This window comes from Gordonia liuliyuniae, from assembly GCF_021739025.1.
Lineage (GTDB): Bacteria > Actinomycetota > Actinomycetes > Mycobacteriales > Mycobacteriaceae > Gordonia > Gordonia liuliyuniae.
This window is the reverse complement of sequence record NZ_JAKKOT010000008.1, coordinates 42,769-57,206: the sequence shown is the minus strand read 5'-3', so window position 1 is coordinate 57,206 and position 14,438 is coordinate 42,769. Positions and strand designations below refer to the sequence as shown.

General features: G+C 67.1%; 15 protein-coding genes. 6 read left to right on the top strand and 9 right to left on the bottom strand.

Annotated features, from left to right (window positions below):
• The first annotated feature begins 48 nt into the window (after positions 1-48).
• Entirely contained in the window at positions 49-792 is a 744-nt protein-coding gene (locus L5G28_RS17515; RefSeq protein WP_237002652.1) for a LamB/YcsF family protein, read from the top strand.
• A gap of 100 nt (positions 793-892) precedes the next feature.
• Here the strand turns inward: L5G28_RS17515 and L5G28_RS17510 are convergent, their stop codons facing one another.
• The gene (locus L5G28_RS17510) at positions 893-2,248 is read right to left on the bottom strand and encodes a phosphatase PAP2 family protein (RefSeq protein WP_237002651.1); all 1,356 of its coding nucleotides are present in this window, start codon (positions 2,246-2,248) and stop codon (positions 893-895) included.
• 139 nt (positions 2,249-2,387) lie between these two features.
• Here L5G28_RS17510 and L5G28_RS17505 point away from each other — a divergent pair, with 139 nt between their 5' ends.
• The gene (locus L5G28_RS17505; protein ID WP_237002650.1) at positions 2,388-3,776 is read left to right on the top strand and encodes a DUF2252 domain-containing protein; all 1,389 of its coding nucleotides are present in this window, start codon (positions 2,388-2,390) and stop codon (positions 3,774-3,776) included.
• A 44-nt stretch (positions 3,777-3,820) separates the two neighbouring features.
• Here the strand turns inward: L5G28_RS17505 and rlmB are convergent, their stop codons facing one another.
• From rlmB to L5G28_RS17480, 5 genes are all read right to left on the bottom strand, one after another.
• Positions 3,821-4,783, bottom strand: a complete 963-nt coding sequence (gene rlmB, locus L5G28_RS17500) for a 23S rRNA (guanosine(2251)-2'-O)-methyltransferase RlmB (protein WP_237002649.1) — start codon at positions 4,781-4,783, stop codon at positions 3,821-3,823.
• Positions 4,784-4,786: 3 nt separating this feature from the next.
• Positions 4,787-6,178 carry a cysteine--tRNA ligase gene (gene cysS, locus L5G28_RS17495; RefSeq protein WP_237002648.1) on the bottom strand — a complete coding sequence of 464 codons (1,392 nt, stop codon included), beginning with the start codon at positions 6,176-6,178 and terminating at the stop codon, positions 4,787-4,789.
• An 11-nt stretch (positions 6,179-6,189) separates the two neighbouring features.
• A complete protein-coding gene (gene ispF / locus L5G28_RS17490) occupies positions 6,190-6,654 on the bottom strand; it encodes a 2-C-methyl-D-erythritol 2,4-cyclodiphosphate synthase (protein ID WP_237002647.1) in 465 nt (154 codons plus the stop codon).
• Between the two features lie 70 nt (positions 6,655-6,724).
• On the bottom strand, positions 6,725-7,360 hold the full coding sequence (gene ispD / locus L5G28_RS17485; RefSeq protein ID WP_308191993.1) for a 2-C-methyl-D-erythritol 4-phosphate cytidylyltransferase: 636 nt from the start codon (positions 7,358-7,360) through the stop codon (positions 6,725-6,727).
• A 20-nt stretch (positions 7,361-7,380) separates the two neighbouring features.
• The gene (locus L5G28_RS17480) at positions 7,381-7,869 is read right to left on the bottom strand and encodes a CarD family transcriptional regulator (protein WP_236998856.1); all 489 of its coding nucleotides are present in this window, start codon (positions 7,867-7,869) and stop codon (positions 7,381-7,383) included.
• A 210-nt stretch (positions 7,870-8,079) separates the two neighbouring features.
• On the opposite strand from L5G28_RS17480, the gene L5G28_RS17475 reads away from it, so the two are divergent.
• Both L5G28_RS17475 and radA read left to right on the top strand, forming a co-directional pair.
• The gene (locus tag L5G28_RS17475; RefSeq protein WP_237002646.1) at positions 8,080-8,781 is read left to right on the top strand and encodes a copper-binding protein; all 702 of its coding nucleotides are present in this window, start codon (positions 8,080-8,082) and stop codon (positions 8,779-8,781) included.
• Positions 8,782-8,918: 137 nt separating this feature from the next.
• The gene (gene radA / locus L5G28_RS17470; RefSeq protein WP_237002645.1) at positions 8,919-10,301 is read left to right on the top strand and encodes a DNA repair protein RadA; all 1,383 of its coding nucleotides are present in this window, start codon (positions 8,919-8,921) and stop codon (positions 10,299-10,301) included.
• Positions 10,302-10,324: 23 nt separating this feature from the next.
• Here radA and L5G28_RS17465 read toward each other — a convergent pair whose 3' ends face one another.
• Entirely contained in the window at positions 10,325-10,843 is a 519-nt protein-coding gene (locus tag L5G28_RS17465; protein WP_237002644.1) for a PaaI family thioesterase, read from the bottom strand.
• Between the two features lie 68 nt (positions 10,844-10,911).
• Between L5G28_RS17465 and disA the strand changes: the two genes are divergently transcribed.
• Positions 10,912-12,009, top strand: coding sequence for a DNA integrity scanning diadenylate cyclase DisA (gene disA / locus L5G28_RS17460; protein ID WP_236998852.1), 1,098 nt, complete (start codon positions 10,912-10,914; stop codon positions 12,007-12,009).
• A 46-nt stretch (positions 12,010-12,055) separates the two neighbouring features.
• On the opposite strand, the gene L5G28_RS17455 is transcribed toward disA, so the two are convergent.
• Positions 12,056-12,793 (bottom strand): hypothetical protein, encoded by a 738-nt coding sequence (locus tag L5G28_RS17455; protein ID WP_237002643.1) that lies wholly within the window; start codon positions 12,791-12,793, stop codon positions 12,056-12,058.
• A gap of 110 nt (positions 12,794-12,903) precedes the next feature.
• Positions 12,904-13,533, bottom strand: a complete 630-nt coding sequence (locus L5G28_RS17450; RefSeq protein ID WP_237002642.1) for a carbonic anhydrase — start codon at positions 13,531-13,533, stop codon at positions 12,904-12,906.
• Between L5G28_RS17450 and L5G28_RS17445 the strand changes: the two genes are divergently transcribed.
• Entirely contained in the window at positions 13,532-14,431 is a 900-nt protein-coding gene (locus L5G28_RS17445; RefSeq protein ID WP_237002641.1) for an HhH-GPD family protein, read from the top strand. The two genes, L5G28_RS17450 and L5G28_RS17445, sit on opposite strands and share 2 nt — an antisense overlap.
• The last annotated feature ends 7 nt before the right edge of the window (positions 14,432-14,438 follow it).

Here is a 14,438-nt window from a genome sequence, read left to right as displayed (position 1 = left end):
GAAACCGGCGTCGCCGACCTCGAAACGGGCGAGACTACCCTTGACAGGATGCGCTCGCACTCCGTCATCGACCTCAACGCCGACCTCGGAGAGGGCGTCGGGGACGACGCCGCGATGATGCCGCTCATCAGCAGCGCGAACATCGCGTGCGGTTTCCACGCGGGCACACCGACCGTGCTCCGCGAAGCCTGCGCGGCGGCCGTCGCATCGGATGTCCGCATCGGGGCGCAGGTCTCCTACCCGGACGTGGCGGGCTTCGGTCGACGGTTCATGGACGTCGCGCCGGACGATCTGCTCGCCGACGTCCTCTACCAGGTGGGGGCGCTGCGGACGCTCGCCGAATCCGTCGGTGGCGCAGTCGAATACGTGAAGCCGCACGGGGCGCTCTACAACACCGTCGTGAGTCACGAACAGCAGGCGCGCGCCGTGGTCGACGCCGTCGCCCACACCGGACTGCCGTTGATGTGTCTGCCCGGCTCCACGGTTGCGCGTATCGCGATCGCCGCCGACATCCCGGTCATCACTGAAGCGTTCGCCGACCGCGGTTACACGTCGCGAGGAACGCTTGTGCCGCGCACCGAACCGGGTGCGCTCCTGCACGACTCCGCCACGATCGCCGACCGCGTCGTGACACTCGCCCGCAGCGGACACATCGTCGCCGTCGACGGGACCCGGCTCGACGTGCACGCGACGTCGGTGTGCCTGCACGGCGACACGCCAGGCGCCCTCGCTCATGCGCGCGCCGTACGCGATGCGCTGGCCGACGCAGGGATCGACGTGCGCGCCCGATGAGCGCACGCGTCGTCCCCCAGTCCACGCGCGGAGTCCTCGCAGGCTTCGCCGCCTACGGGACCTGGGGGCTGAGGACGGCTCAAGCCCGCTTAGCGTCGCCTCACGCCTGCGAGCGCTGGCGCAATGACGGCGTCGTCGGACCGCCGGGGCGTTGCCCGACCGACAGCAGTTCCGGTCTCTCGACGAACAGGAAGGCGATCGCGATCATTCCCACGGGCGCCAGCAGCAGTACGGCCGCTCCGGCGCCGCCGGTCGACATCGGGACTGCGGCCAGACGCGTCAGCAGGAGCAGCCCGGCGAAGACGACGAAGCCTGCCGCTACGACTCCCATCCGGAAGCGCGTCCATCCGGTCTCCGGGCGAGTCAACGCGGCCTCGATGGTCAGCGTGAACACGATGCCCGCGAGGATGTCGATCGCGTAGTGGTAGCCGAAGCCGAGGGTCGCGGCGATCGTACAGACGAACCACACGATGCCGAAGATCCTCGACGCCCTCGATCCGCGCAGACCGTGCAAGAGGATGCACGTCGCCCAAGCCGTGTGCAGACTCGGCATGCAGTTCCGGGCGATGCCCTGGTCAAAGAACCTGGCGACCGGCTCGGTGATGTCGGGTGTCACCCACGGCCACACGTCGACCCAGCCTGCACCGGGGTGTTCGTGCCCGAACGCGTAGGCCGGGCCGACCACCGGGAAGATGAAGTAGACGATCGGGCCGATCATGCCGATCAGCAGGAAGGTACGGATGATGTGATGCCGCGGGAAGCCATCGCGCGCGACGTTCCGCAGTTGGAAGAACGCGATGACCGCCGCACCGACCGGCAGGAAGACGTACACCGTGCTCAACACTTCGGTCAGGAACGCGTTGTCGGTCACGATCCGGCCCAGCACCCACGACGGCGAGCCGAGCGCCCGGTCGGCCACCTCGACGTACTCGTCGAGGACCTTCGGGTTCGCTTTGGCCGATAACACCAGCCAGGCGTCGCCGACGCGACCCATGATCGGCATCATCAGACCGAGGCCGACGGCCTTCAACGTCGCCGACTTCTCCGAGCCGTGCAGCTTCCAGAACGCGTAGAGACCGGTGCCGACGAGCCCGAACAGGATGCCGTTGCCGACGGTCCCCGGGTTCCCGACGATCACCCGCTGCAGATTCCAGACGCCTTCGAGCAGGACGACCGCGCCGAGCATCCACCAGCGCAGGCGAGCGGGCATGCAGACGAGGGCGAGCACCAGACCCGCCAACTTGATCTCACCGATGCCCGGGCGACCGACGAAGTCGTGCGCCAGCAGATCGACCGGTCCCCGGATGTCGTACACCTGCGCGACGATCTCGATGACCAGGACGAATGCGACGAGCGCGAGCACGACGAGAGACCATCCGCGCGTACCGAGTTCGACACGTCGCGACGTCAGGCGACGCACACGATCGAAGAACCCCGGCTGAAGTTCTTGCAACACGGCTTACAGGTTAATGAACAAACGCTGAATTTCCAGAATCGTGTGACGTGATTGTCATTCGGCCGTGTCGTCTTCGTCGATTCACCGGCGATCACCTCATCGATGCCCGGTGTGCGCGCGGACGCGAGATGATGGTCGCATGAACCTGTGGCAAGGCGAGACCGCCTTCGCGTCGAGACCGGGCAAGATCGTCACGATCGACGGTGCGGCCCAACGGAAGACGGTCGGGCGCCGCGCTCTCGGCCGTTGGGATCCGGCACAGCGCGGCCATGACCCGCTCGCGACCGTCCTCGCGCAGAACACCATCCGCGACGCGGGACTCCTCCCCCTGCGGCACGGCCGGATGGCCGCGACCGGGTGGACCTACTACCGCGGGGCGGCAGCGGTGATGGCCGCCGATCTCGCGTCTGCGGCGCACACCGGGATCATGGTGCAGCTGTGCGGCGACGCGCACGTCCTCAACTTCGGCCTCTGGAACACACCGGAACGCAACCTCGCGTTCGACCTCCGCGACTTCGACGAGACTCTGCAGGGCCCCTTCGAGTGGGACGTCAAACGATTCTTGACCAGCCTGGTGGTCCTGGCCAGAGCAAACGGCGTCGCCGACAGCGCGCATACCGCCGTCGCCGCCGGATACTCCGGGTACCGCGAACAGATCAAGAAGTATGCGACCTGGCCCGAGCTCGACATCTGGTACGACTCCGTCAACGCCGGGCAGCTCGTCGATTACACGGCGATCGACGACGACCACCGCCTCGACGCGATCATCGAGAAACGAGCCGCGAAACGATCGAGCAGGGGCGTCTACCAGAAGTTGACCGACGTCGTCGACGGCGAGCGGCGGATCGTCGAAGATCCGCCGTACCGTACGCACGCCCTCGCGAACCATCACGGCGAGCTCGAATCGATCATCCGCCAGTACCAGGAGTCCGTCCCCGACCACATCTCGTCGTTGTGGTCGCGGTACGACCTGGTCGACGCAGTCCAGCAGGTAGTGGGGGTCGGCAGCGTCGGCATGCGCGTGTTTCTGACCCTCAGCGAGGAACGCCGCACCGGCGACCCGATCTTCCTGCAGGTGAAGCAGGCCGGGCCGTCGGTGTACGAGCAGTTCCTCGACCCGAGCCCGTACGACAACCACGGATCACGCGTGATTCACGGCCAGCGGTTGATCCAGAGCGCCACCGACGTGTTCGTCGGGTGGACGTCGATCTCCGCCCACGAACAGGCCGAGCAGCCGATGGACTTCTACGTCCGCCAGTTCCGCGACGGCAAGGTGATCCCCAAAGGGGAGATCATCGCGCCGCGTCTGGCGCAGTTCGCCACCGCGTGCGGACACGTCCTGGCTCGCGCGCACTCACGCGGCGGCGACCCGAAGGCCATCGACGACTACCTCGGATCGTCGCCGAAGGCAGGCGAATCGTTTGCTGCGTTCGCGTTCGCGTACGCCGATCAGAACGACGCCGACCACGCGCAGTTCGCGAGAGCCGTCGACGACGGCGACGTGCCCGCCGTCGAGGGATGGCCGTGACGGTGCTGCCGTCGCCGGTGCGGCCGAGACCTACGCGCTGAGACCTACGCGCTGAGACGACGTTGCCGCGCGAACTCGCCGAGCACGACCCCGGCGGCGACCGACGCGTTGAGACTCTCGACGTCGCCTGCCATCGGAACTGACAGGATCGAGTCGCAGGTCTCACGGACCAGCCGCGACAGACCCTTGCCTTCGGATCCGACCACGACGACCACCGGTCCGGTGCCGTCGTACTCGTCGAGGCTGACGTCACCGCCCGCGTCGAGCCCGACGATCTGCGCCCCCGACTTGGCCCAGTCGACCAGCGTGCGCGTCAGATTCGGCGCCTGAGCCACGGGCAGCCGCGCGGCTGCGCCCGCACTCGTCCGCCACGCGACAGCCGTCACGCCAGCACTGCGACGCTGCGGGATCAACACCCCGTGCCCGCCGAAGGCGGCCACCGAGCGGATCACCGCACCCAGGTTGCGCGGATCGGTGATGTTGTCGAGAGCCACGAGCAGCGGCTGCGTCGACGACGCCCGCGCGTCGGCCATCAGATCGTCCGGGTGCGCGTACCGGTATTCGGGCACCTGCAGCGCGAGGCCCTGGTGCAGGCCGTTCGGCGACATCCGGTCGAGTTCGCCCCTGCCGACTTCGAGGATCGAGATGCCGCGGTCGCCCGCGGTGTGCACGGCCTCGCGTACACGATCGTCGGCTTCGACGCCGAGCTGCACGTAGAGCGCCGTCGCCGGAACGTCTGCGCGGAGGCATTCGACGACCGGATTGCGGCCGAGCACGTACTCGGGTCCGCCATCGTCCGACTTGCGCGTGTTGCGCGGGCGCCCGCTCGACGCCTTCGCCGCGACCTTCGCCTTCTTGTGTTTCGCGTGGTAGACGCGGTCCTCGGCTTTCGGGGTCGCACCGCGGCCTTCGAGTCCACGGCGACGCTGGCCACCGGAACCGGTGGTCTGCCCCTTCTTGCTGCCCGACTTCCGGACAGCTCCCTTGCGTTGCGAGTTGCCGGCCATCTGCTAGTCCTTCGTCTTGAGCGCCCACTGGGCGCCGTCGGGGGTATCGGTCACGTCGACGCCTGCCTCCGCGAGTCGGTCGCGTACTTCGTCGGCGACCGCCCAGTCCTTCGCGGCGCGTGCAGCGGCACGGCGTTCCAGTTCGGCGCCGATCAGCACGTCCAGTGCCGCGGTCGACGCGTCGTCTGTCCCGTCCGACGTCCAATGCTCGTCGAGCGGGTCAGTGCCGAGGATCGCGGTCATCGCTCGCACCTTCTCCGCGATCGCCAGCGCGGTAGCCGAGTCACCGGATTCGAGAGCGGTGTTGCCTTCGCGGACGGCGTTGTGGACGGCGGCGAGCGCGGCGGGCACGGCGAGATCGTCGTCGAGGGCCGCCGCGAAGTCCGTCGACACCTCGCCGACCGCGACATCGCCGACGCGCTCAGCCACCCGGTGCACGAACGACTCGATGCGTCGGTAACCCGCCGCGGCCTCCGACAGCGCGCCGTCGGAGTACTCGAGCATCGAACGGTAGTGCGCGCTGCCGAGGTAGTAGCGCAGTTCCACGGCGCGTACCTTCTCCAGCATCGCAGGGATCGCGACGACGTTGCCGAGTGATTTGCTCATCTTCTCGCCACTCATCGTCACCCAGCCGTTGTGCAGCCAGTATCGAGCGAACGCGTCGCCGGCACCATGGCTCTGAGCGATCTCGTTCTCGTGATGTGGGAACACCAGATCCATACCGCCACAATGGATGTCGAACTCGCTACCGAGTAGTGACGTGGCCATCGCCGAGCACTCCAGATGCCAGCCCGGCCTACCGTCGCCCCACGGCGTCGGCCACGACGGCTCCTCAGGCTTGGCCGCCTTCCACAGCGTGAAGTCACGCGGATCGCGTTTACCGGTCCCCGCGCTCTCGCCCTGATGGACGTCGTCGAGTTTGTGTCCGGACAGGCTGCCGTACTCGGGAAGGCTCTGCACGTCGAAGTAGACGTTGCCGTCTGCAACGTACGCGTGGCCGCGGTCGATCAGCCGCTGCATGTACTCGACCATCTGGGTGATGAAGCCGGTCGCCCGCGGTTCCACGGACGGCGGCAGGACGCCGAGCGCGGTGTACGCCTTGGTGAACGCTCGCTCATGGGTCGCCGCCCACTCCCACCAGGGGCGACCCGCGTCGGCGGCTTTGCGGAGGATCTTGTCGTCGATGTCGGTGACATTGCGGACGAAGAGCACGTCATAGCCGCGGTAAGCGAGCCAGCGGCGCAGGACGTCGAATGCGATACCGCTGCGGACGTGACCGATGTGCGGAACGCCCTGCACCGTGGCGCCACACAGGTACACGCCGACCGTCCCAGGTTGCAGGGGAACGAATTCGCGGACCTCGCGCGATGCGGTGTCGTACAGGTTGAGCGTCACGGCCTGAAATTCTACTTGAGGCCCAGCAGGGCCGTGGCCACTGCGGCGACACCCTCGCCCCGGCCGGTGAGGCCGAGACCGTCTGTGGTCGTCGCCGATACGGACACGGGTGCGCCGAGCAGTCCCGACAGCACGTCCTGTGCCTGCGCCCGACGCGGACCGATCTTAGGCCGATTCCCGATGACCTGGACGGCGGCGTTGATCGGAGTGAAACCTGCGTCGTCGAGCAGGGACGCGACGTGGGTGAGCATGACGGCGCCGGTCACGTGCTCCCATTCGGGTCGGTCGACGCCGAACACGACGCCGAGGTCTCCGAGTCCGCCCGCCGAAAGCAACGCGTCACACAGCGCATGGACGCCGACGTCACCGTCGGAGTGACCGGAGCAGCCGTCCGCATCGTCGAAGAGGAGCCCGACCATCCAACAGTCACGGCCCGGTTCTATCGGGTGGACGTCGGTGCCGATACCCACGCGCATGAGTTGCGCCTCCTCTTCGTTCTTCTGCCAACTGCTGTCTCGTGTCAGTTCCCCTGCTCGTGCCCGCCACTCAGGCGAGCAGCCGCGCCAACCGCAGGTCGAACGGTGTGGTGACCTTGAACGCCATCGCGTCGCCGGGAATCACCTTCACGGTGACGCCCGCGGCTTCGACGAGTCCGGCGTCGTCGGTCGCGTCGGCGGACTCCGCGTGCGCGGCCCGCAGCACGTCTGCGGTGAACCCCTGCGGGGTCTGGATGGCGCGCAACACGTTTCGATCGGGAGTGTCGACAACGCAGTCGCCGGAATCGACCCGTTTGAGCGTGTCGGCGACCGGTGTGCCGGGCACTACTGCGCGCGCCCCACTGTGCAATTCCGCTGCGACCGCAGCGAACAGCGCAGGCGGGGTCAACGCGCGGGCCGCGTCGTGTACGAGAATCAATTCGGCGTCGGCGACCGCGAGCGCAGCCCGTACCGAATCGCTGCGCTGCGTCCCGCCCACCACTACACGCGCATCCGGGACGAGCCGTTGCGCGCTGTCTACGAGTGCTTCGGGGACGGCGACGACGATGTCGTCGACCGCCCCGGATTCGCGGGCGGCGGCGACGCTGCGTTCCAGCAGCGTCACTCCGCCGACCTCTACGAACGCCTTGGGCTGGTCTTCACCCAAGCGGGTGCCCATGCCTGCGGCGGGAATCAATGCGGCCACGCGTGGCCGCCCGTGCTCTGTCAGGACGCTGCAGCCAAGATCTCGTCGAGGATGCTGTCCGCCTTCTTGTCGTCGGTGTTCCGAGCGAGCGAGAGTTCGTCGACCAGTACGCGTCGCGCACGGGTCAGCATCCGCTTCTCACCTGCCGACAATCCGCGATCCTGTTCACGACGCCACAGGTCACGGACGATCTCCGCGACCTTGATGATGTCGCCGGAGTTCAACTTCTCCTGGTTCGCCTTGAAACGACGGGCCCAGTTCGTGGGCTCTTCGACGTTCGGAGCACGCAGAACCTGGAATACCTCACCGAGCCCCTCCTCGCCCACTACGTCACGAACTCCGACGTAGTCGAGCTTGCTGGAGGGGATCTGCACCGTCATGTCGCCATCTGCGACTTTCAGGACCAGGTATTCTACTTCTTCACCCTTGATGGTCCGAACGACGATGTCGTCAATCCGAGCAGCACCATGATGGGGGTACACAACGGTGTCGCCAACTTTGAAATTCAATGTTCCATGCCCCTTCCGAGTGTTACCAGTGTAACACCCACCCACTGACAGCTTTTCCAACGGTGCAGGTCAACACCTATTCGCGGCGGTCGCGCTATAATTCGGAAGATTATCTGCGGACCCGGGGGAACTTTTCCGGGTCGGCACCACTACGCTGCGTAGTGAGCGTTCGCATCCGGCGGACAGCGCGACGACCACCCGGAGGAAAAGGTGTCAGTGCTCAATCGGACCACCGGCCGTCTGGCCAAGGCTGCCGTCGTCGGTGCGCTCGGCGCCGCGATCGCCCTCGGCTCCACGGCCTGCGGCGCAGGCAAGATCTCGCAGACCACCAACCAGCTGCCCGCAGTGAACGGCGCGGGCGGTTCAGTGGCTCTCGACCCGGACGTGCTCGACGGCGATGAACTGCGCAATGGGCAGATCACGGTGCGCAACGCGCAGATCGTGTACCCGGTCGAGAACACTGACAAGACGTTCGCCGACGGCGGCCCGTTCGACATCTCGTTCCTGATCTCCAACGACAGCGTGACCCGCAAGGTCAAGTTCGTCGAAATCATCGGACCCGATGGGTCGTCGGTGTCGCTCACCGACCCGAAGCCTCAGACCGCCGGGACCAAGGCCGATCCGCGCGTGCTCGCTCCCGGCGCGAACCTGCTCGCAGGCGTTCCCGCGAACGTCGACACCTCGGCAGCACAGGCCGCCGACATCGAACGCTTCACCGTCACGCTGACCAACGCGAAGGCAGTGCGCGCAGGCCTGACCACGCCGCTGACGTTCAAGTTCGACGTGCTCGACTTGGGCGGGAAGAAGATCGGCGAGAAGAGCCTGACGATCACCACCCCGGTCGATGCCGGAGGGCTCAAGCAGCGCGCCGACGTCGTCGCCGACGCCGAGGGCGAAGGCGGGGGTCACTGACCTCCCATCTCGACCACCACGAGCGCCTCCCCGTCTTCTCGGGGAGGCGCTCGTTCTTCATCCACGGGCTGAGACTGACCGTCGGTATTGATTGACCGTGGGTATTGATTGTCAGGGGCTGCACATAGAGTCGGGGCGTGGCGAAAGCGAAGGCGGTCTTCCGGTGTACGGCTTGCGGGCACCAGGTGTCCAAGTGGGTCGGTCGTTGCCCGGAGTGCGGCGAGTGGGGTTCCATCGAGGAGGGTGCTCCGGCGCCCGCCGCCGCAGGCACCACATCGGTCGTCCCGCGAAGTCCGGCACGGCGTATCACCGAGGTCGATGCGGGTACGTCGAGCGCGACGCCCATCGGCATCGCTGAATTCGACCGGGTACTCGGGCGAGGCATCGTCCCGGGGTCGGTCGTCCTGCTCGCGGGCGAACCGGGTGTCGGCAAGTCGACGCTGTTGTTGGAGACCGTGAAACAGTGGGCTGCCCAGGGGCGCACCGCGCTGTACGTGACCGGCGAGGAGTCAGCGGGGCAGGTCCGGTTGCGGGCCGAACGCACGGGAGCGGTGCACCAGAACGTCTTCCTCGCGGCGGAGACCGATCTGGCGACCGTCCTCGGGCACGTCGACGAGGTCCGTCCCAGCCTGCTGATCGTCGATTCGGTGCAGACGCTCGTCGCGACCGGGGTCGACGGAGTGACCGGCGGCGTAACCCAGATCCGTGCGGTCACCACCGCGCTGGTCTCGCTTGCGAAGACGAGCGGCGTCGCGGTGATCCTGGTCGGTCACGTGACGAAGGACGGGAATGTCGCCGGTCCCCGTTCGTTGGAGCATCTGGTTGACGTGGTCCTCGCCTTCGAGGGCGACAGGCACTCGTCCCTGCGCATGGTGCGCGGAATCAAGAATCGCTTCGGACCGTCCGACGAGGTCGGCTGCTTCGAGCAACGCTCCGACGGAATCCACGAGGTGTCCGATCCGTCCGGCATCTTCGTCCACGAGCATCCGACCGATGTCGCGGGCAGCGTGGCGCTGGTAGCGATGGACGGTCGCCGCGCGATGGTCGGACAGATTCAAGCGCTGCTCAACAAGAGCGAGATGCCGTCGCCGCGCCGAGCCGTATCCGGCCTCGACGGCGCCCGCGTCGCGATGATGCTGGCGGTAGCGGAGAAGCATGCGAAGATCTCGACCGGCAAACACGAGGTCTACGCCTCCACTGTCGGCGGCATGAAAGTGACCGAACCCGCCGCCGACCTGGCGATCTTCCTCGCTATCGGCTCATCGGCGTCGGACCGCCCTGTCGCATCCACGACGGTCGCGATCGGTGAGGTCGGGTTGGCCGGCGAGATCCGTCGCGTCTCGTCGACGGCGCGCCGCGTCGCTGAGGCGAAGCGGCTCGGTTTCCGGCACGCGATCATTCCGGCTGGCACAGACGAGGAACTGCCCACGGGCATCCGCATCACGAAGGTGTCCAACCTCGCCGACGCCGTCGACGCCCTCGAACGCCGACGCCTGCAACCCGTCGACGCCCCCTTCTGATCCGCAGCCCCAGGTCGGGCCCCTTACAACACCACGCGCTTGTCGAAATGCTCCGCGAAATGCTTCTCGACGTCGATGACGACGAACACCGAGTGCGCGCCGGCAACCGGCGCGTTCGGGTCTCCGAGGTGGGCGATCGCGTCGATGTAGATCTTGCGACGCTGACGGCCGAGGATTCGCGCGTGGAACTGAAGGTCGGAACCGAGTGGGATCGGTTTCGCGAAGTCGACTTCGAGGTGGACGGTGACGACCGGCGCGCCGACGAGAAGCGGGGACGTGCCCATCACCTCGTCGAACGCCGCCGACAGCACGCCGCCGTGGATGACGCCCGGGCCGCCCTGCATCCAGTCTTGGACGGGCATCTGCGCGTCGACGGTGAGTCCTTCGCCCGCCATGACCTTAAGGTGCAATCCGAGCGGGACGTCGTCACCACACCCGAAGCAGGTGCTGTGGTGCAGAGCGATGTGACGCCCGGGCGCCGCGGCCTTCGGGTGGCGAGTCAACGGCTCGAGGTCTGCGGGCGGGACGAAAGCGTGCTTCACGCACAGCTACGCTAGTCGTGGTCCGGTGCCCACCGGTAGCCGACTTCCGCCGACAGATGCGAGGTGCGATGAACGACACATCGGCAAACGATGCAGTCCGTGCCGACATGACGCGGGAGACGTTGCGTCGCGTCGCACCGGGAACGGCACTCCGTGACGGCCTAGAGCGGATCCTGCGCGGCGGCACGGGTGCCCTCGTAGTCCTCGGTTACGACGACGACATGGAGCGGATCTGTGACGGCGGCTTCGACCTGGACGTCGAGTTTGCGCCGACCCGCTTGCGTGAGCTCGCGAAGATGGACGGCGCCGTCGTGCTCTCCGCCGACGGTCGACGGATCGTCCGGGCCAACGTCCAGCTGGTCTCTGACCCGTCGATCCCGACCGAGGAGTCGGGCACGAGGCACCGCGCGGCCGAGCGCACCGCGATCCAGATGAGGGTGCCGGTGATCGCCGTGAGCGCGTCGATGTCCATCGTGAGCGTCTACGCGGACGGTCAGCGCCGAGTGGTCGAGAATCCCGACGCGATCCTCTCGCGCGCGAACGTCGCGTTGTCGACGTTGGAGCGGTACAAGTCGAGATTGGATGAAGTGAGCGCCCAACTCTCGCGCGCCGAGATCGAAGACTACGTGCTGTTGCGTGACGCGATGAGTGCCGCGCAGCGCATGGAGATGGTGCGCCGAGTGTCCGTGGAGATCGAGGAGTACGTGCTCGAACTCGGCGTGAACGGCCGCCAGGTGGCGCTGCAGTTGGAAGAGTTGATCAGCGACAACGACACGATGCGGGAACTGCTCGTCCGCGACTATCACGCGAGTCCCGAGCCCGCGGGGCCCGAACAGGTCCGTCAGATCCTGGAGACCGTCGAATCGCTGTCGGACGCAGATCTTCTCGATCTGACCATGCTCGCCGGAGCGTTCGGTTATCCGACGACTCTTGAGGCCCAGGACACGTCGATGAGTCCGCGCGGCTACCGTCTGCTCGCCCGGATCTCGCGTCTGCAGTTCGCACACGTCGACCGCCTGGTCCGGCACTTCGGGACCCTGCAGTCGCTGTTGGCCAGCAGCGCCGCCGACCTGGAATCGGTCGAAGGCATCGGCAGCATCTGGGCTCGTCACATCCGTGAAGGACTGTCGAGGCTGGCCGAGAGCAGCCTCGAGCGCTTCGACTGAGATCCCCCCTGTCTGCGAGTACGTCGGTCGGCGGGTACGTCGGTCGTTACTGTTGCGCGGGTTTCACCACGTTGAACGTGATGGGCGCGGACTCTTTCTCGCCGACCTTGGCGACCGCCTGGTAGGCCCCTGCCGGGATCTGCACACGCGGCTTCTTACAGCCGGGGCTGCTCGTGGTGCCCGACCACGTCGTGTCGTCGCTGACCTGCTGGCCCGGTGCGAGCAGCTGGACGTTGACGGCCTTGTCCGGTGCGCAGTCCTGGGCCGACCAGAGAGTGCGGGCTCCGTCGAGCGAGCGAACGATCACGTTCTGCGCATTCTTTCCGACGTCGCGGTTGCAGGCGGCGAGGCTGCCGTTGGTGGTCACGATGGTGAACACTGGCTGGTCGCCCTGCGTGTACGTCGGCTTGTCCGTGTACAGAACCACGGAGAGCCCCTGGTCCGAACAGGGGTTCTCGATCGGCGCGGTCGCATCGCTGGTCGGTGCGGGCTCGGACGCCGGGGCGCTGGGGTCGCCGCCTGCGCCGTGTTCGCCGCCCCCGCTGGGCGCTTCACTGCTCGGTGCGGCACTCGTCGACGACTCGGCGGGTGCCGGAGCCTTCGGGGTCGTCGACGCCGACGAGGTCGCGGCGGCGTTCGCCGGATTGCCTTCGTCGTCGGACGAATTCCCCGCCCACACGATGAGCGCGATCACCACAGCGACGGCTACGACCCCGCCGACGATCGCGACGAGTCGACGTCGCCAATACACCTCGGGGGGCAGAGGACCCTGTGGTTCGATCACAGGTGCAACGGTATCGCCGCCACCACGGGATGGACGACGACGTCGTCGGCGTGTCGGAAGTTTATTCTCGCGGGAACCGAGCTATTGTGCTCGCCCGCCGAGGTGCGACGTCAGCTCTGCGGCTGCTCGCCGATGTCGCCCACCACCTCGACGACGTTCACCCGCCCGTCGTCCAGGCGGTAACTGAGGCCGACGATCGCGAGCTCGCCCGCGTTGACTCGGTTGGCGATGATCCGGCTGCGCTGCATGAGGACGTGCACCGTCTCCTGCACGTGGCGGGTGACGAACTCGAAGTACTCGGTGAGCCCTTCGCTGCGGCCGGCGAGGACACTAGGCGTGACCTTCTCGACGATGTCACGCACGTAGCCGCCGGGCAGGTTGAGATTGTCGAGCGCGTCGAGCGTCGCACCGACGGCTCCGCACTGGTCGTGCCCGAGGACGACGATCAACGGGACGCTGAGGAGGTCGGCACCGTATTCGATGGTGCCCATGACGGCCGAGTCGAGGACGTGGCCCGCGGTGCGGACGACGAACATGTCGCCGAGCCCCTGGTCGAAGATGATCTCGGCGGCCAGTCGTGAGTCGCCGCAACCGAACAGGACGACGTGGGGTGTCTGCCCGTCGACGAGTGCCTCACGGTCGGCGATACCCTGGCTCGGGTGAATGGGCTGGCTGTCAACGAAACGCTGATTGCCTTCCTTGAGAACTGTCCACGCTTGAGCCGGGGTGAGATTTTCCATGACTGATATTGTGCCACCGGACACAGTGCTCACCTGGTTCGGGGTCAACCACAGAGAGTTGCCGTGGCGCGAACCCGGCATCAGCGGATGGCAGATTCTGATCAGCGAGATCATGCTGCAGCAGACGCCTGTCTCGCGTGTCGTCGAGCCGTGGACCCGCTGGGTGGAGCGTTGGCCGGTGCCGTCGACGATGGCCGCGGAGTCGGCGGGCGAAGTGGTCCGAGCCTGGGGAAAGCTCGGCTATCCGCGACGTGCGATGCGCTTGCACGAATGCTCCAAGGTGCTCGCCGAACAGTTCGACGACATCGTCCCGCAGAACGTCGACACCCTCCTGACACTGCCCGGAATCGGCGATTACACCGCTCGCGCCGTCGCATGCTTCGCGTACGGGCAGTCCGTGCCCGTGGTGGACGTCAACGTGCGTCGCGTCGTCGCGCGCGCCGTCCACGGCCGCCAACATCCGGGCAATCCGGCACGTCGAGACCTCGACGAGACGCAGGCGTTGTTCCCCCTCGCCCCCGACGGCTCGCCCGCGCCCGAGACGCCGACGTTCAGCGCCGCGTTGATGGAACTGGGCGCCCTCGTCTGCACTGCTCGCGAAGCGCGCTGCGACGTCTGCCCGCTGGAGTCGACGTGCGAGTGGGTGCGGCTCGACAAGCCGCAGCAGGACGGCCCCGCCCGCCGTGTCCAGAAGTTCGAAGGCACCGATCGTCAAGCGCGCGGCCGACTGCTCGATGTGCTCCGCGGCAGGCACGGACCGGTCGAACGCACCGCTCTCGACCTGGCGTGGGAACGCGATCCCGGCCAGCGGGCCCGCGCCCTCGACTCACTGCTGGTCGACGGACTCGTCGAAGTGACCGACGATGGGCTGTTCTGCCTTGCGGGAGAGGCGAACTGAGGACTCG

Coding starts and splice junctions, on each gene's coding strand:
- L5G28_RS17515 (WP_237002652.1), top strand. CDS start 49: ATGCGCTCGCACTCCGTCATCGACCTCAACGCCGACCTCGGAGAGGGC.
- L5G28_RS17505 (WP_237002650.1), top strand. CDS start 2,388: ATGAACCTGTGGCAAGGCGAGACCGCCTTCGCGTCGAGACCGGGCAAG.
- rlmB (WP_237002649.1), bottom strand. CDS start 4,783: ATGGCCGGCAACTCGCAACGCAAGGGAGCTGTCCGGAAGTCGGGCAGC.
- ispF (WP_237002647.1), bottom strand. CDS start 6,654: ATGCGCGTGGGTATCGGCACCGACGTCCACCCGATAGAACCGGGCCGT.
- disA (WP_236998852.1), top strand. CDS start 10,912: ATGAACGACACATCGGCAAACGATGCAGTCCGTGCCGACATGACGCGG.
- L5G28_RS17445 (WP_237002641.1), top strand. CDS start 13,532: ATGACTGATATTGTGCCACCGGACACAGTGCTCACCTGGTTCGGGGTC.
- L5G28_RS17450 (WP_237002642.1), bottom strand. CDS start 13,533: ATGGAAAATCTCACCCCGGCTCAAGCGTGGACAGTTCTCAAGGAAGGC.